The organism is Rhodanobacter koreensis (assembly GCF_054782855.1).
This window is the reverse complement of the sequence record NZ_BAAGRR010000001.1, coordinates 664,851-686,837: the sequence shown is the minus strand read 5'-3', so window position 1 is coordinate 686,837 and position 21,987 is coordinate 664,851. Positions and strand designations below refer to the sequence as shown.

Sequence of the window (21,987 nt, the reverse complement as noted above, 5' to 3'; positions counted from 1 at the left end):
TGCCGCTTCAGTTTCCGAGCTCGCCATCGAGGTAGAACCAGTGACCGTGCTCATGCACGAAGCGGCTGATCTCGTGCTGTCGTTGTGCACGGCCGCCGCCGAGCCGATAGCGGGCGACAAACTCCACCGTGGCGTGATCGTCGTCGATGGCCTGCCGGTGGCGGATCTCCAGCCCCAGCCAGGTCGGTGCCGGTTGCTGTGCGGCCAGCCGCAGGGACGCCGGGCGTGTATCGGGATGCCAGGTCGCCAGCAGGTAATCCTCGCGCCGCAACACGTAGGCGCTGTAGCGCGAGCGCATCAGCTGCTCGGCCGTGCCGGCGGCGGTGATGCCATCGTGCAAGGGGCCGCAGCATTCGGTGTAGCCGGCCGGGTTGCCGCAGGGGCAGGGGGTCAAGGTGTCGATTGACTTCATGCCGCCTTTGTACCCGGTTCGGCGAATTCATGCAGGCACGTTGTGCAGGCGGGTGCTTACCCGCGCTGGCGCCGCCACACGCGGCAGCGGTTGTTGGCCGGCATCGCGACATCGTCGATCAGGTTGAAGCCGGCCCTGCCTGCCAGGGCGTCAATGGCTTCGGCATCGCGTATCGCCATGTGCTCGCCGCGCGCCTTGAGCCATTGATCGAAGGCGGCATTGCTGTCGCTGCTGTAGCGACCTGCATGGTTGAACGGGCCATAGAAAATCAGCGTGGCATCGGGCGTCGTGATATCGGGCAGTTGCGCGAACATTCGTTCCACTTCAGGCCACGCCATGATGTGCAGGGTGTTGGCACTGAATACCGCATCGTAGTGCCCAGCTGGCCACGTGCCGATGACATCGAGCTCCAGGGGTGCCGGTGTGTTCGGCAGCGCCGCCTCGTCCAGCCATGCGCGGATACCTGGCAGGTTCTCGGCGCGGTCCGAGCTCTGCCAGTCCAGCTGCGGCAATGCCGCGGCGAAGTGCACCGCATGCTGGCCGGTGCCGCTGCCGATCTCCAGCACCTGCCGGCGATCGGCAAAATGCCGGCGCAATACGTCGAGGATCGGTTCGCGGTTGCGCTCGCACGAAGGCGAGAAAGGTTTTTCCATGTTTCGATCGGATCGAAACCGCTGCGATCAGGCCGGTCGGCCGCGCAGCACACGTGCCGGCAGCAGCATCAGCGCGCCGAGGAAGGCGAACACGGCGCCCACGGTGATACCTACCAATCGGAACGGCAGCAACAGCAACCACACGATCGGATACAGCACGAGCGCCAGCAGCGCGATCGGCCAGCAGAACACCAGCAGCAACAGCCAGAGCAGGAAAGCGGCCATGACACGACCTCGCGCAGGTTGGATGAGCGGACTCTAGCGCAGCTGGCACCGGGTGCACAGATGACTCTTGCCACCCTCGCCGTTCATGCTGCGAGTCGGCTCATCGGGACATGCCGGTGGGTCGGGCCATCGGATCAGGCCATGGGATTCACGCCGATCAGCCACAGATGCAGCCACAGAGCGAAAACGACCCAGACCACGATGCCAATGACCACGGTCAGCACGTCACCCTGCACGGAGCCGGCCGGATAGACCGTGCCGGCCACGCGGTCGCGTCGCCGCGATACGGCGAACAACACGATTGCCCACAACAGGAACGCGCCGAACAGCACCACGTCGTGCAGCATGCCGGTGGCCAGCAGGTGGCCGAAGGCCCATACCTTTACCGCCAGTACCTGGGGATGGTGGAGTTTTGCTTTGAGATGGTTGCGCGGCACGCGGGCAGCGAAGAACAGCACGAACGCGATCAGGGTGAACAATGCATTGAGGTGGCGCAGTGCCGGCGGCGGCACATACAGCACTACCGGGTGTTGCCGCGCCAGTCCGAAGCCCCAGCAGATCAGCACGAAGCCGACGATAGAGACCAGCGCGAACAGACCCTTCCAGCGCTTCTCGCCCAGCCGGGCGATCTGCCGGTTGCGCCAGTCGTTGGCGAAAATGCGCAGGGAGTGCATCCCGAGAAAGATCAGCAGGCCGAGAATCAGCACGGACATGACAGGTACCTCGCGGAAGGGGTTGCCCGAGTATAGGCGAGCGTCTCGCGCTATCCGTCAATCGGCGTGCCGTTCGATCCGGATCGCCAGTACCAGCGCACCGTCGCGCAGCGTGACCGGACTCGCCGGCAAAGGTCGCCACGCATCGCCGGCGTGCAACAGGCCTTCAGCCGTCTCGATCACGCCGCGGGCGCAATAGATCAGCACGGTCGACGGATCGGGCCGCTGTTCACCCGGCTGCTGCCACGCCTGCACGTCGCCGCGCGCCTGCTCACGCCGCACCATCAGGTTGAAATCGCGGGTGGGGCCATCGATCAGGGACACGGCTACCCTGGCTTCACCGGCAAACGCGAAAGGAACAAACGGCGTGGTCAGCGCATGGGTGTGGCCATCGTCCAGCGTCATCGTGAAACCGTGGCCGTCGAGCAGCACGATCTGCCGGTCGATGCCGGGGAAGCTGGAGAACGGCGCGGCGCTGTCGACTTCGGCGATGCTCACCCGCCACAGGAAATCGTTGCTGCCAGTACCGGACGGCTGGACGGCTATTTCGCGTGTGCTGCCGAGACCGTTCTTCCACGGCTGTGGCGGACAATCCTGCAGACGGATGATCATGGGGTTCGCTCGATGATGCGTTGAAAGGGTGGCAGTGCCTTCAGCATGCTGCTGCCGTAGTGCTTGGTCACCACGCGGCGATCGAGCAATACAATACGGCCGCGATCGGTTTCGTTGCGGATCAGGCGGCCGCAATATTGGGTGAGCAGGCGCGTGGCTTCGGGAATGCTCACTTCGATGAACGGATTGCGCCCGCGCGATTCCAGCCACTCCGCATAGGTCGCCCCGACCGGGTCGGTCGGCACCGCGAACGGCAGCTGGGTGATCACCACCGTTTCGCACAGCTTGCCAGGCAGGTCGAGGCCTTCGCCGAACGAGGCCAGACCGAACAGCGTGCTGCCCTTGCCTGCCTCGACGTCGGCACAATGCTCCGCGATCAATTGCGATTTGCCCAGCGAGCCCTGCGCGCGCACCTTGCGCACCTGGGCGATCGGCAGCTTCTGCAGCACGCGATCGAGTTTCACGCGTGAGGTGAACAGCACCAGGTTGCCGCCCTCCCAGTCGAGGTTGTCGGCCAGCCATTCGCTGATTTCCTCGGCATGCGCCTCGCGTGCATCGGGCAGGGTACGCATCGTCGGCACCTCCAGTCGCGCCTGCGCGGCGAGGTCGAAGGGCGAAGGCAGGCTCAGTGTCACCGCATCGTCTGGCAGACCCACCGCATCGGCGAAGCCGCGGAAGTTGCCGCCTGCACTGAGCGTGGCCGAGGTCATCACCACGCCGCTGGCGTTGCCCCACAGCACGCTGCGCAGCAGGCCGCCGGCGGACACGGCCGAGGCGTGGCAGACCAGTTGCTGATCGCCACCCAGGGTGACCCAGCGCGCCAGTGGCGGCGCATCGCCGGGATCGTCGCTGGCCCACGCGCGCCAGCAGCTGGCCTGCTTGCCGATGCGTTCCAGCGCAATGCCCAACTCACGCGACAACGCCTCCTGGGTCGGGCCGCCGTCGGTCATCTCGACCACGGCGCGGCGCACCGCAGTGAGCCAGCGCTGCACTTCGCCGGTGAGCAGGCTGAGCACTCGCGCGTGTTCCACCCAGCGTTCCGGCAACTGGCCCAGCGAGCCGCGATACATCGGCTCGGTCTCGGCTGGATCGGGCAGCCAACCGAGACGGATCTCCTTTTCCAGTTCCTCCAGCGCGTTGCTCAGTTCCTGCAGTTTCTCGTCGCCCTTGTCGAGGCTGAGCTTGCCGAGGGTTTCCTTGTCGGTGAGCGAGTACGCCGCGTGCACCTGCCGGCCGAGACGGCTCAGCTGGCGTACCGTCACATTCATGTAGACCTCGGACGCGCCGCGGTCGATCGCCTTGCCGGGCACGTGGTGGCCTTCATCGAAGATGTACAGCGTCTCGTCCGGCCGCGGCAAGATCACGCCGCCCCATGCCTGAACACCGCTGGCTTCGTCTTCGCCTGGCATGGTGAGGTCGGCCAGCACCAGATCCTGGTTGGCCACGATGATCTCGGCGTCGTCCACCGCGCGGCGCGCGGCGAAGAACGGGCAGGCCATGAACTGCCCGCACTTGCGTCCGGTGCAGCCGCCGGCACTGGTGGTCACCATCGGGCGCAGCAGATCGCTGACGACATCCGGGGCGCTGTCCATGTCGCCGTTCCACGCGCCCTTGTCGAAAGCGGTGCTCAACTTGCCCAGTGCCTGCTTGTCGCGCGGCTGTGGCGGCTTCGCCCACAGCGCGAGATCGGCATCGAAACCGGCCAGGCCCATCTGTCCGGAATCATTGAGGCTGTTCGTCGCCATCGCCAGGTTGCGCGGACACAGGTAGCGGCCGCGCCCCTTGGCCAGCGCGACCTTTGCCTCGATGTTGTTGAGCTTGAGATACAACGGAATGTCCCGTTGCACCAGCTGTTCCTGCAATGCCACCGTGGCGGTGGCGATCAGCAGCTTCTTCTTCTGGAAGCGCGCCACTTCCACGCCGGCGATCAGGTAAGCCATCGACTTGCCGGTGCCGGTCGGCGCCTCGATCACGGCGACCCCGCCGGTCTGGCCGAACGCCTTGGCTACCTCGGCGATCATCCTGCCCTGCGACGCGCGCGCGCGAAAACCCGGCAGCCCGTCCTTCAGGCGTGCATAGGCGGCGCGGATGGCGTCTTTGGTGGTGTCGGCAAGCATGGGTGGAACCTGTGGTGCGGGTTATGCGTGGAACCGGCAGGAATGCGGTCGGCCGCCGGAGCGCGCCGGCAGGTAGCAGCAGCGTGCGCGTAGTGCAGGAACACATTTTGCCGAATGCAATAGGACAGTTTATCGGTATTGCCTGTCCCCGGGCATCGAGGCACGCTGATGCCTGCCTCGATGCCGGCCTTGTCGTGCGGATTGAAGGGTATGCTGATCACCGGGTGCTGGGGGCCGGGTTGGGGGAACTCTATCGATGAAGCACGCGGATGCTGTTGAGTCGACGTTGTCCGAAGGCTCATTGCAGCTGACATGGCTGGCTCGCCTCACGGCGGCCCATACTCCGGATGAAGTGGCCGGGGTGATTGCGGGTCTGGCGCAGGCCGGGTCGGGTTGCAAAGCTGCCTGCGTGTTGTGGGGACTGGATCAGCCAACCAGTCATCACAGTGTTCCTCCTACCCGCATGGATCCAGCCGACTGGTCGTGGCTGCACGACGCCAGCCAGTCCGGGCAGCCCTGCTGGAATCCGGACCAGCATCGCGTCGCGATTCGCCTGTGCCAGCAACCCGAGCCGGCGCTGCTGATGCTCACCCTTTGGCCCGGGCATGATGCCGCGAGTTTTCTCGGCGAGCTGGTGGCGGCGCTGCAGCTTGCCGGCCAGCATCTGCGTCGGGCGCTGGAATGGTCCGACCTGCAGCATTCGCATCAACAGCTGGAACGTTCCGAGGCGCTGCAACGTGCGTTGTTCGCGATCTCCGATCTGGCCGGCTCCGCGCGCGACATGCCGGACATGCTGCGCGGCATCCATGCGATCGTCAGCACGCTGATGTACGCGGAAAATTTCTTCATCGTGCTGTACAACGCCGAGCAGGACACGATCCGCTTCCTGTATTTCGTCGATGTCGAGTCCCCATCCGTGTTCAAGGTTGGTGAGGATCTGCCGCTGAGCACGATCGAGCACACATTGACCTGGTACGTGATTCGGGATGGCAATGCGCGCATGGGTGATACCGAGGAACTGCTCGCCCAGGTATCCGGGCCGGTCGCACTGATCGGGTCGGACAGCTACGACTGGCTGGGTGTGCCGATGTTGCGTGACGGTCGGCCACGCGGTGCGCTGGTGGTGCAAAGCTATCGCGAGGACATCGGTTTTTCAGACGAGGATCTGACGCTGCTGCAGTTTGTCGGCAGTCACATCCTCACCGCGCTGGAACGCAAACAGACCAAGGCGGATCTGGAGCAGCAGGTGCAGCTGCGCACCCTGGAGCTGGCTGATGCCAATCGCGGGTTGCAACTGGAAATTGTCGAGCGGCAGCGCGCCGAGCATCTGCAGTCGGCCTTGTTTCAGATCGCCCAGCTGGCCACGGCGGATATCGACCAGGGCGAGTTCTATCGGCGCGTGCATGCCGTGGTCGGCGAGCTGCTGAACGCGGAAAACTTCTTCATTGCCCTGCTTTCCGACGACCGCCAGCGGCTGACGTTTCCCTACTCGGTGGATGCGGTCATGGCGCCGCCTGAGGAGCGGCCGCTGGGGCGTGGCCTGAGCGAATACGTGTTGCGGTGTGGCACCGCCCTGTGGGCCAACAATGCGGACATCGAGGAACTCGTGCGCAAGGGTGAAGTGGCGCCGGGGCGTTCGGGCGCGCCTGCGATGTCGTGGCTGGGCGTACCGCTGATCGTCGGCGACGAGGTGATCGGGCTGGTGACGGTGCAGAGCTACAGTCCCTCGATCGTCTACGGGCCCGCGGATCAGGAATTGCTGAGCTTCGTGGCCTCGCAGGTCGCCAACAGCCTGATGCGCCGCCGCTCCGCGGAATCGCTGCGGCGCGCCTACGAGCAGCTGGAGCATCGGGTGGAAGAGCGCACGCAGGCACTGCGCAAGGAAATCAGCGAGCGCGAACGCATCCAGGATCAGCTGAGGCATCAGGTGATGCACGATTCGTTGACCGGGTTGCCCAACCGCGGCTACCTGCGCGATCGCATCGATCGCGTACTGGGCAGCATCAGGCACGATCCGCATCGCCGCTGTGCGCTGCTGTATCTGGATGTCGACCGCTTCAAGATCATCAACGACAGTCTCGGGCATCTGGCCGGTGACGAGGTGCTGAAGGAGGTCGCGATGCGCCTCGCCGGCTGCGTACGCCACCCCGACCTGGTGGCCCGGCTGGCCGGTGACGAGTTCGCCATCCTGCTGGAGGAGGTCGAGATTCCGTCGGTAGCCGCAGCCGTGGCGCAACGCGTGCTGGACGCACTCGGGGCTCCGATGCTGGTTGTCGGCAAGGAGCTGCAGCCTACCGCCAGCGTGGGTATCGCGATCGGCGATGATCATTACCATGCAGCCGACGAACTGCTGCGTGATGCCGACATTGCGCTGTATCGGGCCAAGGAACTCGGTCGCAAACGCTTCGAGATGTTTGACGAGACACTCGCGAAAAATGTGGTCGATGTGCTGGCGCTGGAGGCCGAACTGCGCCAGGCATTGCAGCAGGATCAGTTCGAGCCGTATTTCCAGCCGATCTGCCGGCTCGACGGCGGCGAGGTGGTGGGCTACGAGGCGCTGATCCGCTGGAACCATCCGCGGCAAGGCCTGCTCAGGCCGGCTGATTTCATGAAGATTGCCGAGGACAGCGGGCTGATCGAGACGATCGACTGGCACATGTTCGAACTCAGCTGCCGCCATCTGATGCAGCACGGCCGGGGCGACACGTTCATGACCTTGAATGTCTCGGCACTGCATTTGCGCCACATGGATTTCGATGCGCGGCTGATCCGGTTGCTTGAACGCACCGGCCTGCCTCCCACGCGCCTGATCTTCGAGGTCACCGAAGGCGCACTGCTCGACAACCCCGAGCGCGTTCGTGCCACGCTCGATCGATTGCGGACGGTCGGCGTGGGAGCCGCGCTCGATGATTTCGGTACCGGTTATTCGTCACTGAGCTATCTGCATTCGCTGCCGCTGCGCGTGCTGAAAATCGACCGCGCGTTCGTGCAGCAACTGGACAAGGATCACAATACCAACAGCACCACCGTCGTGGCGGCGATCCTCGCACTGGCACGCGCGTTGAACATCCAGGTAATCGCCGAAGGCATCGAAACCCAGGCCCAGCGCAGCGCCCTGCTGGCGATGGGTTGCGAGATGGGTCAAGGCTATCTGCTGGGATATCCGGCGCCGATCGGGCAATGGCTGGAAATCCGCGTCGACGACAAATGAGCCAATGGGCCGGTCAGTGTGATGCGTCTGCCGTGATCTGACGCAACGCCTGCTCGAACGCCTCCGGCGGCTGGCCGCCGGAAATCAGGTGCTGGCCGTTGATGATGGTGGCCGGCACCGAGTGGATGCCACGACTCTGGAAGAACTGCTCCTGTGCACGCACTTCGTCGGCATAGGTGTCACTGGCAAGAATCTGCTGCGCACGCCCGGTATCCAGGCCCGCCTCGCCGGCCAGTCGCGCCAGCGTGTCATGCGCGCTGACGTCCTCGCCATCGGTGAAATAGGCGCGCAACAGCACCTGCTTCAATGCGAGGTGGCGACCTTCCAGTTCGGCCCAGTGCAGCAACCGGTGCGCATCGAAGGTGTTGTAGATGCGGCTGCGCCGGTCCATGTTGAAGGTGAAACCCAATGCCGCGCCGCGGTCGCGGATCGCCGCGCGATTGGCGTCGATCTGCGCCGCCGTGCTGCCGTACTTGTGCACCAGGTGCTCGGTGGCATCCTCGCCTTCCGGTGCCATCTGCGGGTTCAGCTCGAACGGCTGGAAGTGGATTTCCGCGGTGACCGCGCCATCCAGTTTCGCCAGCGCCTGCTGCAGCGAGGCGAGCCCGATCGCGCACCACGGGCACGAGACATCCGAGACGAAATCGATGCGGACCGGTACAGGAGTGGCTTGCGTGGACATGGGAGCACCTTCGGGAAACGTGACCGCCGCAGGCAGCGGTGACTGGGGATTCGCCTTAGATAGGGTCACCTGGCGCTGCAATCAATCGTTGTTTGGCATCCTCAATTGCGAATGCATGACAACGTCATGATTTCGATATGCCCGTCATGCTCAGTGCCACTGCCTCGGCAATCTTGATTCCATCGACAGCGGCGGACAGGATGCCGCCGGCGTAGCCGGCGCCCTCGCCGGCGGGATAGAGGCCGCGGGTATTGAGGCTCTGCAGGCTGTCGTCGCGCTTGATCCGCACCGGCGAGGAGGTACGCGTCTCGACGCCGGTGAGGATGGCGTCGTGCATCGCGTAGCCGCGGATCTGGCGCTCGAACGCGGGCAATGCCTCGCGGATCGCGGCGATCGCATAACCGGGCAGGGCGCTGTCGAGACTGCCCAGGGTCACGCCGGGTTTGTACGACGGCTGCACGTCACCAAACTCCTGCGAGGCACGGCCGGCGAGGAAGTCGCCGACCAGCTGGCCCGGCGCGCTGTAGTTTTCGCCGCCAAGGGTATAGGCATGGCTTTCCAGCGCGCGCTGCAAGGCGATGCCGGCGAGCGGGCTGCCGCCGCTTTCATTAAATGCGGGGTCGAATGGCGCAAAGTCGGCGGGATCGATGCCGACCACCACCGCCGCGTTCGCGTTGCGCTCGTTGCGCGAGTACTGGCTCATGCCGTTGGTGACCACGCGGCCCGGCTCGGAGGCGGCGGCGACCACGGTGCCGCCGGGGCACATGCAGAAGCTGTACACCGAACGCCCGTTGCCCTCGTGACTGCCCTTGCAGTGATGCACCAGCTTGTAGTCGGCGGCGCCGAGGATCGGATGGCCGGCCTGCGGGCCGAAACGTGCACTGTCGATGACGGATTGCGGATGCTCGATGCGGAAGCCGATCGAGAAGGGCTTGGCTTCCAGATAGACACCGCGTGCGTGCAGCATCTCGAAAGTGTCGCGCGCGCTGTGGCCGACCGCCAGCACCACGTGGTCGGTACGGATCTGCTCGCCGCTGGCCAGCGTCACGCCACGGATCTGCTGCTGGCCGTCCGCGCCGGGCTCGAGCAGCAGGTCGTCGACACGCTGGCTGAAACGGATCTCGCCACCCAGCGATTCGATCGTGGCGCGCATGTTCTCCACCATCGTCACCAGCCGGAACGTGCCGATATGCGGCTTGCTGACGTAGAGGATTTCCTCCGGCGCGCCGGCCTTGACGAACTCGGTGAGCACCTTGCGGCCGTGATGCAGCGGATCGCGGATCTGGCTGTGCAGCTTGCCGTCGGAGAACGTACCGGCGCCGCCCTCGCCGAACTGCACGTTGGATTCCGGATGCAGGTTGCGCTTGCGCCACAGGTCCCAGGTGTCCCTGGTGCGCTCGCGCACTTCCTTGCCGCGGTCGAGGATGATCGGGCGGAAACCCATCTGCGCCAGGATCAGCCCGGCGAACAGGCCGCAGGGCCCGAAGCCGATCACCAGCGGGCGATGTTCCAGCCGAGACGGTGCCTGGGCGACAACGTGGTAATTGGTGTCCGGCGTGGGCTGGACGTGTTGATCGCTGGCGAACCGTCGCAGCAGCTCCGCTTCGCGTGACGTCTCGATGTCCAGCGCGTAGATCAGCGCGATCGCGCCACGCTTGCGTGCGTCGTAGCCGCGTCGGGCGACGGTGTAGCGGGTCAGCGCTGCGGCCTCGATATCCAGCCGCTCGAGGATCGCGCTGGTCAGCATGCCCTCGGTGTGATCGAGCGGCAGCTTGAGGTCGGTCAGTCGCAACATGGGCCTGGGAATCCGGAAACTGAAATCAGCCGCGGGATTTTCGCAGATATCGCGTTGCAGTGACGGTTGGAACGGGTGCCACGGCCATGGCCGTGGCACCCGCGTCGGAGCAGCCTGTTCGAATCAGGCCTGGCCGATGAAATCCATCTTGCCGATCTCGGTGCCGGCCTCGCGCAGGATGTTGTACGCGGTGGTGCAGTGGAAGAACACGTTCGGAAGAACGAAGCCCAGCAGGTAGGCCTGGCCCTCGAACGTCATCTCGCCGCTGCGCATCTTGAGCACGATCGTGCGGCCTTCGCTGCCGTCGATCTGCTCGGGCTTGAACGTCTTGACGTACTCGATCGCGTTGTCGATGCGCGAGTAGAGCTGCTCCAGCGTGGTCTCGTTGTCCTCGAACGACTTCGGCTCGACGCCGGCCAGGCGGGCGGTGCCGCGCGTGGCCATGTCGGCGGCGATCTGCACCTGCTTGACCAGCGGCAGCATGTCGGGGATCAGCCGGGTCTGCAGCAGCACTTCGTCGGTGACGCTCTTCGCCTTCGCGTGTTCCGCGCCTTTCTGCAGCACGTGCTTGAGATTGCCGAGCGCGCGGATGAAGACGGGGACGGCGGCCTGATACATGGACAGTGTCATGGGGATTGCTCCGGTGGTACGTGGGGAAGCGGTTCGGACGAAAATTCGTTGAAGGGCAGAGTGGGGACGATCTCGCCGGCCTCCAAGGATGCGGCGCCAGGTACGTGACGGGTCACCTTCATGGCGATCAGTGCCGCGGCAAAGAGCAGGGCCGCGGCCAGCACGAATGCCGCGCCGGGCAGATGCTGCACCGGCGCGTGGTCGCTGATGAACAGTGCAAACAGGTTGGCGAACAGTGCGGGGCCGAAGATGCCGGCCAGGCTGGCCAGGCTGGTCAGCGCACCTTGCAGGCGGCCCTGCTCATGCGGATCGACCTGATGCGTCATCATCGCCTGCGCCGGTGGCCCGGACAGCCCGCCGAGACACAGGAACGGAATGCCGAGCAGGAACAGCCATGCCACCGAGGCGAGGCCGAAGAACACGTAGCCGACGACGCACAACACGAGTCCGGCCAGGATCATCCGCCGCTCGCCCAGTTTCGGCATCAGCCGGCGCACCAGTACCGCCTGCACCAAGCCGCTGCACAGACCGACCAGGCCCAGCGTGTAGCCCACCGCCTGCGGCCCCCAGCCGTAGCGATAATCGGTGTACAGCACGTAGGTGGAGTTCAGCGAGAACTGCGCCAGGTTGATCAGGAAGAACACCGTGGCCAGCCCGAACACCTGCGGATAGCGGCGCAGCAACACCACCGCGCCGAACGGATTGGCATGGCGCCAGTCGAAACGCGCGCTGCGCTTTTCCTTCGGCAGCGATTCGGGCAGCACGAAGTAGCCATAGCAGAAATTGATCAGCGACAGCACCGCCGCCACCCAGAACGGCAAGCGGATATGCAGGTGGCCAAGAAAGCCTCCGAGCGCCGGGCCGATGATGAAGCCGATGCCGAACGCGGCGCCCAGCATGCCGAACGCGGCGGCACGCTTTTCCTTCGGTGTGATATCGGCGATGTAGGCATTCGCGGTCGAGAAGCTTGCCGCACAGATGCCGGATACCGCACGGCCAACGAACAGCAGCCACAACACCGGCGCCAGCGCCATCACGATGAAGTCGATGCCGAGGCCGAAGCTGGAAATCAGGATCACCGTGCGCCGGCCGAAACGGTCCGACAGCGCGCCCTGCACCGGCGAGAACACGAACTGCATCAGCATGAACAAGGTGGCGAACGCGCCTGCCCATACCGCCGCCTGCGAGATATTGCCGCCAATCAGCTGCACGATCAGGTGCGGCAACACCGGGATGATGATGCCGAACGCCAGCATGTCCAGCATCACGGTGACGAAGATGAAATTGAGGGCGGCGCGGTGGCGCGGGGCGGCGAGGGCGGGTGACTGATCCATGGGGCATTGCAGGGCGGTGGGAGATGCACGATAGCCGAATGGCGGCGGCACTACATGTGCGGATGCTGCGTCATGTTGCTGCGTCGATCCAGTCGGCGACGGCGGCGGGATGTTCCAGATGCAGGTGGTGGCCGCCGGCCATGTGGCTGACGCCGATGTCCGCCACGCAATCGGCACGCGCCTGCATCGGTGCGTTGGGCAGGTAGGACGTTGCCGGTTGCGCCAGCAGCAGCGCGGCAGGTGCCTCGATGCCGCGCAGCAGCGCATGAATCTGCGTCTCGGCGAGTCGCACGGGGCTGGGCCGGGTCAGTCGCGAATCGCTGCGCCAGCGCCAGCCGCCTTCGGTTTCGATCAGCCCGCGTTCGACGATGGGGCGGGCCAATTCAGCCGGCAGGCCGCTGACCATGCTGCGTGCGCTGGCTGCCTGCTCGATGCTGCGGAATACCCGCAGCGGTTTGCCGTTGTCGCCACGAGGCGTGAGCGCGTCGCGGAAGCGCTGCAGGGTATGCGAGCCATCGTCACCGAGCGGACCGAGGCCCTCGATCAGCAGCAGCCGTTCGATCCGCCCCGGCATGGCAGCGGCGACCAGGGCAGCCACCCCTGCGCCCAGCGAGTGGCCGAGCAGGCTGTATCGATCCAGCTGCAGGGCATCGGCGGCGGCCAGCACGGTCTGCACGTAATCGAGGTAGTGATAGCCGGCGCCGGTGCCCAGATGACCGGAGTGGCCATGACCGGGCAGGTCCAGGGCGATCACGCGGTAGCGTGTGGCCAGCAGCGGTGCCAGCAGGGCGAAGCTGCCGGCATTGTCCAGCCAGCCGTGCAGGGCCAGCAACGGGGGCAGCGTTGCCTCGCCCCATGTCTGCGCACCGAGTTCGAGATGGGGCAGGGTGATGCGGCGTTCTGTGGGGACGATCACGACGCTGCCGAACCTTCGGGCCAGCCGAGAGTATGCCGCTGTACCAGTGCAGCCAGGCTGTGCACCTGTTCCTTGCTGTCGTTGAGTGCGGGAATATAGCGCAGCGTCGCGCCGCCAGCGGCGATGAAGAAGTCGCGGTTCTGCATCGCGATCTCCTCCAGCGTTTCCAGGCAGTCCACGGCGAAGCCGGGACAGGCGACGTCGAGTTTCCTCACGCCGGCGGCAGCAAGTTCGCGTACGCGGGCATCGGTGTACGGCTGCAGCCAGCGCTCGCGGCCCACGCGCGACTGGAAGCTGACGATCAGCTGTTCCTCGCTCAGCTGCAGTCGTTCGCGCAGCAGTTTCGCGGTGCGCTGGCATTGCTCGGCATACGGGTCGCCCAGTCGTACATAACGCTCTGGGATGCCGTGGAACGACAGCAGTAGCTTCTCGCCACGGCCATGCGTCGCCCACCAGCGTTCGATACGGGTGGCGAGGGCGTCGATATGCATGGGATCGTCGTGATAGTCGTTGACGACACGCAGTTCCGGCGGCCAGCGCAGCGTCTTGAACGTGTCGGCGACGGCGTCGATCACCGAACCGGTGGAGGTGGCCGAATACTGCGGATACAGCGGCAGCACCAGCAGCCGGCGCACGCCTTCGCGCTGCAACTGCTCGATCGTGTGCGCCACCGATGGTTCGCCATAGCGCATCGCCAGCGCCACGCGCAGTTTGCCGGGATGCTGCCGGTCCAGCTCGGCCTGCAGATTGGCGGCAAGGGCCTCGCTGCCGTATCGCAGTGGCGAACCCTGGTCCGTCCAGATTCGTGCATATGCGTGTGCCGAACGCCGCGGACGGGTCCGCAGGATCACTCCGTGCAGGATCAGCCACCACAGCCAGCGCGGATAATCGATCACGCGCGAGTCGCCAAGAAACTCGGCCAGATACGGGCGCAACGCCTGCGCCGTCGGTGCGGTCGGCGTGCCCAGATTGACCAGCAGCACGCCTGCCTGAACGGACGGAACGGCCGGCGGGTGGGAATGGCCGGCAACGTCGGTATAGTGGTTGCTGCGTGGCATCGTGGCAGTCATGGCTGGATCAGCCGTGGAGTCTGCCACAAGCCCTGGCGCGCCGCGGCGCGCTTCCCCATTCCGAATCCGTGGAGCTAGCCATGTTCAAGACACCCTTGCACCGTCTGTTGCTGACCGGTCTGATCCTGCTGCTGCCGGCGATGGCCGTGCATGCCGAGGATCCGCCGCTGGTGCGTGCGAAGAATGCCGTGCGCGTGCTCAACGACATCATGCAGGCGCCGGACAAGGCGATTCCGCAGGATCTGCTGCGCGATGCCAAGGCGATCGCGGTGATTCCCGACATGCTCAAGGTCGGTTTCATCTTCGGAGGCCGCCGTGGCGAGGGCCTGATCTCCGTGAAGAGCCCGGACGGCACCTGGTCCAATCCCAGCTTCATCAGCATGACCGGCGGCAGCGTGGGCTTCCAGGCTGGCGTGTCGTCGACCGACGTGATCCTGGTGTTCCGTACCCAGCGCGGCGTGGATTCGATCGTGCGCGGCAAGTTCACGCTCGGTGCCGACGCCTCGGCGGCAGCCGGCCCGGTCGGCCGCACCACCAGCGCCTCCACCGACGAGCAGATGAAGGCCGAGATCTACTCCTATTCGCGTGCGCGCGGCCTGTTTGCCGGCGTGGCGATCGATGGTGCCGCGCTGCGCATCGACTACGACGCGAATGAGGCGGTCTATGGTGCCGGCATCACACCGCGACGCATCTTCGAGGGCGGTGTAAGCAACGTGCCCGGACCGGTGGTCGATTTCCGCGATCGCCTTGAGGAGTACACTTCGCGATAATTGGCGGGAAGTGTCGGCGCGATGCGCGCCGAGATGGTCTGGCTGGAATCTGCCACGAGGTTGATCATGGGTTTTGACAGTATTTGGCATTGGCTCATCCTGCTGGTGGTCGTGCTGCTGATTTTCGGTACCAAGAAGATCCGCAACCTTGGGCCGGATCTCGGTGCCGCGATCCGTGACTTCAAGAAAGGCCTCAGCGGTGACGACGAGGCCAAGCAGAAGGAAGAGGCCGCACGCAAGGCGGCGGAGCAACTGCGTGCCGATCCGCCAGCGGCCGACAGCGCTGGCACCACGCAGAGTCAGCGCGACTCCAGCGAAACCAAGTAAGCGCGCGGCGGGCGGAGCGCGGCGATGATCGAGATCAGTCTCGGCAAACTGGTGCTGCTCGCCCTGATCGCGTTGATCGTGCTCGGTCCCGAAAAGCTGCCCGGTGCCGCACGTACTGCCGGTGCCCTGCTGCGGCGTGTGCGTAGCGGCTGGGACAATGTGCGCGCCGAGGTCGAGCGCGAACTGGAGATCGAGGAGATCCGGCGCACCGCGCGCGAGGCCGCTGCGCAGGCGGAGGCAGCGCAGCACGCCATGAAGGACACCTTGCAGCAGGCACACGAGCCGCTCGCCGATGCCGCCGCGATGCTCAAGGACGAGCCGGTCAAGGATGCGCCGCGAGCGACGGAACCGGTCGATGCAGGCCAGGTTGAAACGGCTCGCGAGGTGCAGGCGGAACTGCCGTTTGGTGAGCCGTCGACCACGCCGTCAGCCAGCAGTGGAGTTCCGCATGGCGGCACCTGAATCCGAGTCGACGGTCACCGAAGATCTGCAGCAGGGGTTGTTCTCGCATCTGCTGGAACTACGCACGCGCCTGCTCAAGTCGGTGGCCGCGGTGCTGCTCGTACTGCTGGCGCTGGTGCCGTTCGCCAACCGCCTTTACAGCGAACTGGCCGCGCCGCTGGTGGCGCGTCTGCCGCAGGGCGCGCACCTGATCGCCACCGGTGTGACCAGCCCCTTCATCACGCCGCTCAAGTTGGCCTTCTATGCCGCGCTGTTCATCAGCATGCCGGTGGTCCTGTACCAGCTGTGGGCGTTCGTCAGTCCCGGCCTGTACAAGCACGAGAAACGGCTGGCGCGGCCCTTGCTGGTGGCCGCGATGGGCCTGTTCTATGTCGGCTGCGCGTTCGCCTATTTCCTGGTGTTGCCGGCGGCGTTCCGCTTCCTCATCGCGGTAACGCCGCATGGCGTCGAGATGATGACCGACATCACTCAGTATCTCGACTTCGTGATGCTGATGTTTTTCGCGTTCGGCCTGTGCTTCGAGGTGCCGGTGGCGGTGGTAATCCTGGCTGCGATCGGTGTGGTCGACCTGCAGAAGCTGCGCAGCGGCAGGCGTTACGCGATCGTCGGTGCGTTTGCGATCGCGGCAGTGCTCACGCCACCGGACATCACCTCGATGCTGATGCTGGGCATACCGATGTGCCTGCTCTACGAACTGGGTGTGCTGGCGGTGCGCTGGCTGGTGAAGCCCGGTTCGTTGAAACCCGGCGTGGAGTAAAGCAAGGCGTCAATACAGATCGATCGGATCGACGTCCAGCGACCAGCGCACGCGTCGTGCCGACGGCAAGGTCATCAGGGCCAGCTGCCATGACCGCAGCATCGCGTGCAGCGTCTGACGACTGGCCGCCTCGAGCAGCAACTGACCGCGCTGGCGGCCCGCACGCAAGGGCATCGGCGCCGGCATCGGGCCGGCGACCTGCAATGGATGGTTGAGCGGCAACGCGGCATGGGCATCGGCCAGGAAGGCGTCGACATGCTCGCGCTGCACCGCGTCGGCGCGCAGCAGCACCTGGTGACTGTAAGGCGGCAGCTGGATCTGCCGGCGCTCGGCCAGCAGTTCACGTGCGGCGGCGGCGTAGCCCTGTGCCAACAGACTGCGCAGCAACGGATGTTCCGGCTGGTGGGTCTGCAGTAGCACGCGGCCCGGCTTGCGCGCCCGCCCGGCACGTCCGGCCACCTGCACGACCAGTTGTGCCAGCCGCTCGCCGGCGCGGAAATCCACGCTGTGCAGGCCCTCGTCCACGCCGACAATCGCCACCAGGGTGAGGTTGGGCAGGTCGTGGCCCTTGGCCAGCATCTGGGTGCCGACCAGGATCGCCGGCTGATCGTCCTGCAGCGTGGCCAGCAGTTGTTCGAACGCATCGCGGCGGCGGGTGGTCTCGCGGTCGACGCGCAGTACCGGTACCTGAGGGAACTGTGCGATCAGCGCTTCCTCCAGCCGCTCGGTGCCTTGACCTTGCGGCTTCAGCTCGCCGGCACCACAGCTGGGACAGGCGGCCGGCATGCGGCTCTGGTAATCGCAGTGATGGCAGCGCAGCTGGCGGCGGCTCGCATGCAGGGTCAACGGCCGATCGCAGCGTGGGCAGTCGGCATGCCAGCCGCAGCTGTGGCAGAGCAGTACCGGGGCGTAGCCGCGGCGATTGCGGAACACCAGCGCCTGCTCGCCGCGCGCGATCGTTTCGGCGATCGCCGTCAGCAGTGCCGGCGACATGCCGTGCTCCAGACGTTGTGCGCGCATGTCGATGATCTGCACCTGCGGTGGCCGGATCGCGCCGGGTCGCGCGCGCAGGTGCAAGTGGCGATAACGGCCGGCCGTGGCGTTCGCCAGCGATTCCAGCGACGGCGTACCGGAACCCAGCAGCACCGGTACGCCCAGCGTGCGTGCGCGCACCAGGGCCAGGTCGCGGGCGTGGTAGCGGAAGCCATCCTGCTGTTTGTAGGCGCTGTCGTGTTCCTCGTCGACGATGATCAGCCCGGCCCGCGGCAGCGGCGTGAACACCGCCGAACGGGTGCCGAGGATCACCCGCGCGCTGCCGTTGCGGGCGCGCAGCCAGGCACGCGCGCGATCGCCTTCGGACAGGTTGGAGTGCAGCACTTCGACCGCCACCCCGAGCCGCTCGCGCAGGCGCCGTACGGTCTGTGGTGCGAGCCCGATTTCCGGCACCAGCAGCAACGCCTGCTTGCCCTGCGCCAGTACCTGTTCGATCAGCGCCAGATACACCTCGGTCTTGCCGCTGCCGGTGACGCCATCAAGCAGGAACGGCTGGTATTGGCCGAGGCTGGCGGCGACGGCCGCGACGGCCTGCTGTTGTTCCTCGCTCAGTTGCGGTGCCAACGATGCAGGCAAACGTGGGTTGAGTGGTGGTCGCTCGCTACGTTCGAGCAGGCCGGTGTCGGCCAGGCGGCGCGCCGTCGCGCGCCAGCCGGGCAGGCATTCGGTCAGCTCCTGTGCGCTCATTGGACCGGTGGCCAGGAGCGCCAGCAGCGCCTTGCTGCCGCCGCGCCGGCTGCCGGCGTCGTGGGCGCTATGGCCAGCCACGCTCAACGACCAGTATTCGTCGCCCAGCGCCGGCAGCGGTTTCGCCTCGCGCAGAGCCAATGGCAATGCATTCGCATACGCTTCGCCTGGCGCGCCCAGCCAGTAGTCGGCGGCCCAGGCCAGTGTCTGCATCAGCTCGGCATCGAGCAGTGGCGTGTCGTCGAGCAGGCGAATGACCTGTTTCAACCGGCTGCTGCCGACCGCAGCCTCGGCCTCGATCGCCACCACCACGCCGACCTGCTTGCCGCGGCCGAACGGCACCAGCACCCGGCATCCCGCGCGCGCCTCACCGGTTGCGGGCGGCAGGTAGTCGAACAGGGTCGGCAGGGGTACCGGCAGGGCAACGCGAAGGACGGCGGGCATGGCTACCTCGTGGGCGGGCCAGTGTAACCGGGCCGCCTGCAGCGCCTCTGCGCGGCCAGATAAAGTCTTGTACGGGGCTTGCGCGCACTTTCTGCCCGGCAATCGAGAAACCGGGGGTAAGTGGCTCACTTCGGGAGATTTTTGCGCTTATCCACAAGAGCTGTGGATAAGTCTGTGGATGGGGCGGGGAGGGGGGGCTTCAAAGGGCGTCCTGAAGCCTTTTGCGACACCCTGACGAAGTTTTGGTCAGGCAAAAAACACGTTTATATTCAATGATATGTAAATATCGTCCAGCTGCTGTTCACGTAATTGACAAACTGCACCCGGTCGCCTTGACAGGCCGATGACGCTGTGCAAAACCCGCCATGTCGTAGCGGGAAAGTGGCTTCAGTGGGCCATGCCCAAGGCACCGGCGACCACCAGTGCGAACATCAGCAGCCAGAAGTAGCACCACCCGACGAACCAGAATTTCAGCACGGTCATCGGCCATCCCTGGCGGTAAACCCGTTTCTGCATGATCAGCAGGTAGGTCGGCACCCATAGCATGAGCAGTGCCTGTATCCAGCCCAGTGCATAGCCGGTCCAGGCGGCGTGCGGCCGCAGCCAGGTCGACAGCATGCCGGTCAGGGTGATCAGCAGCAGGCTGAGGAACATGAACGCGTGGCTGTGCAGGGCCACGATCAGGTGCTCCATGTACAACCGCCGACGGAACACGTAGAACAACTTGAGCAGGATCGCGAACACCGGGATCAGCACGAACATCGTCGGCGGCAATGCACTGAAGACTCCGCCGATCATCCGCTGCAGGGCGTCCTGGCGTGCTGCCGGGTCGTTCCCCCTGAGCGCGCGCATGTTGTCCTGGACGTGCTTGCCCAGCTCGGTCAGGCGCGCATTGGCCACGTCCGGCAGCCAGGCAATCCGAACCGGACTCGATTCCTGCCTGACGGGCTTGTGGGCATCATCCGATGGGGCAGCAGTAGCCTCCACGTTGTCCAAGGGCTTCGCCACCACGGCGGGAAGGGGAGCGGCGATGGATGCGGCCGATATCGGGGAGGCACCGAGCTCGACCAGGCGTCGACTGGCCTTCTGGCGCAGATCCCGCGCCGCGACGTTGGTCTGATCCAGCATGGTCGGTGACAGCACGCCGGTTGCCCGGGCGCTCTGCAGTCCGTCCAATTGCTCTTGCAGTGCCTTGCGCACTTTCGCCGGGGTGGTGGCATGTTCGATCGCCGCGTTATTCACGTTCACCAGTGGAAAGCCGTGGGCGCCGACCTTGTCACTGATCTGGTCGATCGCCAGGTGGAACACGAAGAACGATAGCAGGCAGAGCACGAACATCAGCCGGAACGGCGCGATGTAGCGCACCCGGCGCCCACTGAAATATTCCTGGGTGAGAAAGCCGGGCTTGGTCAGCAGCGGTGGCAGCGTGTGGACGATGCGGCCGTCGATGTGCAGCACGGTCTCCACCGTCTCCTCGATCATCCCGTGCATCGGCTTGAGCACGCTGTGGATCGACTGGCCGCATTCGTGGCAGAACTCGCCCTGCATCGAGGCGCCGCAGTTGGCGCAGTGCAGTCCTTCGTAACTGGTCAGCTGCTTCATGGCGGTCCCCGTTATTTACAGCGAGCGATCTTCGCACACGGAGGCGACCGGACGAGCGTGACGAATGGCTCAGGTAGAATGACCGGCCCTGGAGTCTGCTGTGCCGATGAAACCCTTCCGTCCCGAACGCGCCCGCCTGGCGCACGAGATGCGCGCTACCGTGCGTCTCGCCTTGCCGTTGATCTGCGCCCAGCTGGCGGCGATCGGCAGCAATGTGATCGATGCTGTGCTGGCCGGGCACGTCAGCGCGCATGTGCTCGGCGCGGTCGCGGTGGGTGCCAGCATCTGGTCGCTGGCGATCGTCAGCGGCATCGGCATGATGATGGCGGTGCCGCCATCGGTGGCGCAGCTCGATGGCGCCGGGCGCCGGCATGAAGTCGGTGCGGTGTTCCGGCAGGCGCTGTGGCTGGCACTGGGGATGGGCGTGCTGCTGTGGTTCGCGGTACGCCACGCGGCGCCGCTGATCGACCTGATCGGGGTGACACCGAGCCTGCGTGATGACGTGCAGCGGTTCCTGCAGGCGATCAGCTGGGGTGCGCCGGCGCTGACCTGCTATTTCGCGCTGCGCGGGCTGTCCGAAGGCCTGTCGCTGACCCGGCCGTCGATGTACTTCAGCCTCGGCGGTCTGGTGCTGCTGGTGCCGCTGGGCTATGTGCTGATGTTCGGCAAGCTGGGTATCCCACCGCAGGGTGCACACGGTTGCGGTGTCGCCACGGCTACGGTGCTGTGGCTGGAGATGCTGGCGTTCGGCATCTATGTGATCATTCGGCGCAACTATCGTGGGCTCGGCCTGTTCGATCATTTCGAATGGCCGGATCTGCGGCGGATCGGTGCGCTGGTGCATATCGGTCTGCCGATGGCGGTGACCCTGCTGGCCGAGGCCGGACTGTTCGTGGCGACCGCGCTGATCATCGCCACGCTGGGCGAGGACGTGATTGCCAGCCATCAGGTGGCGATCAATATCGCCTCGCTGTTCTTCATGATTCCGCTAGGCCTGGCCATGGCGATCACCGTGCGGGTCGGCAACGCGGTCGGCCGCGGCGACGAGCGCGGCGTGCGCTACGCCGGCTTCTGCGGGATCGGCCTGACCCTGCTGAGCCAGCTGCTGTCGGCGGCGTTGATGCTGGGCCTGCCGCATGCCATCGCCACGCTGTATACGCACGACCCGAAGGTGATCGCGCTGGCCGCGCAGTTGATCATGCTGGCGGGATTGTTCCAGTTTTCCGACGGTATCCAGGTCGCTGCCAACGGCGCGCTGCGCGGCCTCAAGGACACTCGGGTACCGATGGCAATCACGCTGTTTGCCTACTGGATCGTCGGCATGCCGGTGGGCTGGTGGCTGGCGTTTCATCACGGCATGGGCGCACGCGGCATGTGGATGGGCCTGATCGCTGGCCTGACCGTGGCGGCGGCAATGCTGTTCATTCGTTTCTGGCGCAGCGCATGGAAGCAACGCTGGCGCCGCGTCGCAGCCACTATGTCGGCGCCCGCCTGAGCGGCTACGCTAGTTGCCAT

Annotated in this window: 20 protein-coding genes; 6 read left to right on the top strand and 14 right to left on the bottom strand. The window is 65.5% G+C overall.

Translation table 11 applies throughout. From position 1 onward, the window contains the following. Nucleotides 1–7 precede the first annotated feature (7 nt). The 6 genes from ACYVKM_RS02970 to dinG form a co-directional block, all read right to left on the bottom strand. Nucleotides 8–412, bottom strand: coding sequence for a YchJ family protein (locus ACYVKM_RS02970; protein ID WP_460875625.1), 405 nt, complete (start codon nt 410–412; stop codon nt 8–10). A gap of 56 nt (nt 413–468) precedes the next feature. Continuing rightward, a complete protein-coding gene (locus ACYVKM_RS02965; protein WP_460875624.1) occupies nt 469–1,065 on the bottom strand; it encodes a DUF938 domain-containing protein in 597 nt (198 codons plus the stop codon). Nucleotides 1,066–1,092: 27 nt separating this feature from the next. After that, nucleotides 1,093–1,290, bottom strand: a complete 198-nt coding sequence (locus ACYVKM_RS02960) for a hypothetical protein (protein ID WP_460875622.1) — start codon at nt 1,288–1,290, stop codon at nt 1,093–1,095. A 134-nt stretch (nt 1,291–1,424) separates the two neighbouring features. Beyond that, complete coding sequence (locus ACYVKM_RS02955) at nt 1,425–2,003, bottom strand: NnrU family protein (RefSeq protein ID WP_460875620.1); 579 nt, start codon at nt 2,001–2,003, stop codon at nt 1,425–1,427. 57 nt (nt 2,004–2,060) lie between these two features. Beyond that, a complete protein-coding gene (locus tag ACYVKM_RS02950) occupies nt 2,061–2,615 on the bottom strand; it encodes a HutD/Ves family protein (protein WP_460875619.1) in 555 nt (184 codons plus the stop codon). After that, nucleotides 2,612–4,732: an ATP-dependent DNA helicase DinG gene (gene dinG / locus ACYVKM_RS02945; protein WP_460875617.1), complete on the bottom strand. Its 2,121-nt coding sequence runs from the start codon at nt 4,730–4,732 to the stop codon at nt 2,612–2,614. The genes ACYVKM_RS02950 and dinG overlap by 4 nt, the downstream gene beginning before the upstream one ends. 256 nt (nt 4,733–4,988) lie before the next feature. Between dinG and ACYVKM_RS02940 the strand changes: the two genes are divergently transcribed. Further along, entirely contained in the window at nt 4,989–7,943 is a 2,955-nt protein-coding gene (locus tag ACYVKM_RS02940) for a bifunctional diguanylate cyclase/phosphodiesterase (protein WP_460875614.1), read from the top strand. A gap of 13 nt (nt 7,944–7,956) precedes the next feature. Here ACYVKM_RS02940 and ACYVKM_RS02935 read toward each other — a convergent pair whose 3' ends face one another. The 6 genes from ACYVKM_RS02935 to hemH form a co-directional block, all read right to left on the bottom strand. Next, nucleotides 7,957–8,625, bottom strand: a complete 669-nt coding sequence (locus tag ACYVKM_RS02935) for a DsbA family oxidoreductase (protein ID WP_460875612.1) — start codon at nt 8,623–8,625, stop codon at nt 7,957–7,959. Nucleotides 8,626–8,749: 124 nt separating this feature from the next. Beyond that, the gene (locus ACYVKM_RS02930) at nt 8,750–10,420 is read right to left on the bottom strand and encodes an NAD(P)/FAD-dependent oxidoreductase (protein WP_460875610.1); all 1,671 of its coding nucleotides are present in this window, start codon (nt 10,418–10,420) and stop codon (nt 8,750–8,752) included. 123 nt (nt 10,421–10,543) lie between these two features. Continuing rightward, a complete protein-coding gene (locus tag ACYVKM_RS02925; RefSeq protein WP_460875608.1) occupies nt 10,544–11,050 on the bottom strand; it encodes a DUF1993 domain-containing protein in 507 nt (168 codons plus the stop codon). Then, nucleotides 11,047–12,384, bottom strand: coding sequence for a TCR/Tet family MFS transporter (locus ACYVKM_RS02920; RefSeq protein ID WP_460875606.1), 1,338 nt, complete (start codon nt 12,382–12,384; stop codon nt 11,047–11,049). Before ACYVKM_RS02920 ends, ACYVKM_RS02925 begins: the two co-directional genes overlap by 4 nt. Before the next feature lie 70 nt (nt 12,385–12,454). Further along, on the bottom strand, nt 12,455–13,300 hold the full coding sequence (locus tag ACYVKM_RS02915; protein WP_460875605.1) for an alpha/beta fold hydrolase: 846 nt from the start codon (nt 13,298–13,300) through the stop codon (nt 12,455–12,457). Next, nucleotides 13,297–14,358 carry a ferrochelatase gene (hemH, locus tag ACYVKM_RS02910; protein ID WP_460876504.1) on the bottom strand — a complete coding sequence of 354 codons (1,062 nt, stop codon included), beginning with the start codon at nt 14,356–14,358 and terminating at the stop codon, nt 13,297–13,299. Before hemH ends, ACYVKM_RS02915 begins: the two co-directional genes overlap by 4 nt. 92 nt (nt 14,359–14,450) lie before the next feature. Here hemH and ACYVKM_RS02905 point away from each other — a divergent pair, with 92 nt between their 5' ends. The 4 genes from ACYVKM_RS02905 (at nt 14,451) to tatC (ending at nt 16,686) form a co-directional block, all read left to right on the top strand. Beyond that, a complete protein-coding gene (locus ACYVKM_RS02905) occupies nt 14,451–15,140 on the top strand; it encodes a lipid-binding SYLF domain-containing protein (RefSeq protein WP_460875603.1) in 690 nt (229 codons plus the stop codon). Between the two features lie 66 nt (nt 15,141–15,206). After that, nucleotides 15,207–15,467 carry a Sec-independent protein translocase subunit TatA gene (gene tatA / locus ACYVKM_RS02900; protein ID WP_460875601.1) on the top strand — a complete coding sequence of 87 codons (261 nt, stop codon included), beginning with the start codon at nt 15,207–15,209 and terminating at the stop codon, nt 15,465–15,467. 24 nt (nt 15,468–15,491) lie between these two features. Beyond that, nucleotides 15,492–15,929, top strand: a complete 438-nt coding sequence (gene tatB / locus ACYVKM_RS02895) for a Sec-independent protein translocase protein TatB (protein WP_460875599.1) — start codon at nt 15,492–15,494, stop codon at nt 15,927–15,929. After that, on the top strand, nt 15,916–16,686 hold the full coding sequence (gene tatC / locus ACYVKM_RS02890) for a twin-arginine translocase subunit TatC (RefSeq protein ID WP_460875597.1): 771 nt from the start codon (nt 15,916–15,918) through the stop codon (nt 16,684–16,686). Before tatB ends, tatC begins: the two co-directional genes overlap by 14 nt. Nucleotides 16,687–16,695: 9 nt before the next feature. Here the strand turns inward: tatC and ACYVKM_RS02885 are convergent, their stop codons facing one another. Then, entirely contained in the window at nt 16,696–18,870 is a 2,175-nt protein-coding gene (locus tag ACYVKM_RS02885; RefSeq protein ID WP_460875596.1) for a primosomal protein N', read from the bottom strand. Between the two features lie 387 nt (nt 18,871–19,257). Continuing rightward, on the bottom strand, nt 19,258–20,472 hold the full coding sequence (locus ACYVKM_RS02880; RefSeq protein WP_460875594.1) for a DUF3667 domain-containing protein: 1,215 nt from the start codon (nt 20,470–20,472) through the stop codon (nt 19,258–19,260). Between the two features lie 106 nt (nt 20,473–20,578). Here ACYVKM_RS02880 and ACYVKM_RS02875 point away from each other — a divergent pair, with 106 nt between their 5' ends. After that, nucleotides 20,579–21,967: an MATE family efflux transporter gene (locus tag ACYVKM_RS02875; protein WP_460875592.1), complete on the top strand. Its 1,389-nt coding sequence runs from the start codon at nt 20,579–20,581 to the stop codon at nt 21,965–21,967. Nucleotides 21,968–21,987 lie beyond the last annotated feature (20 nt).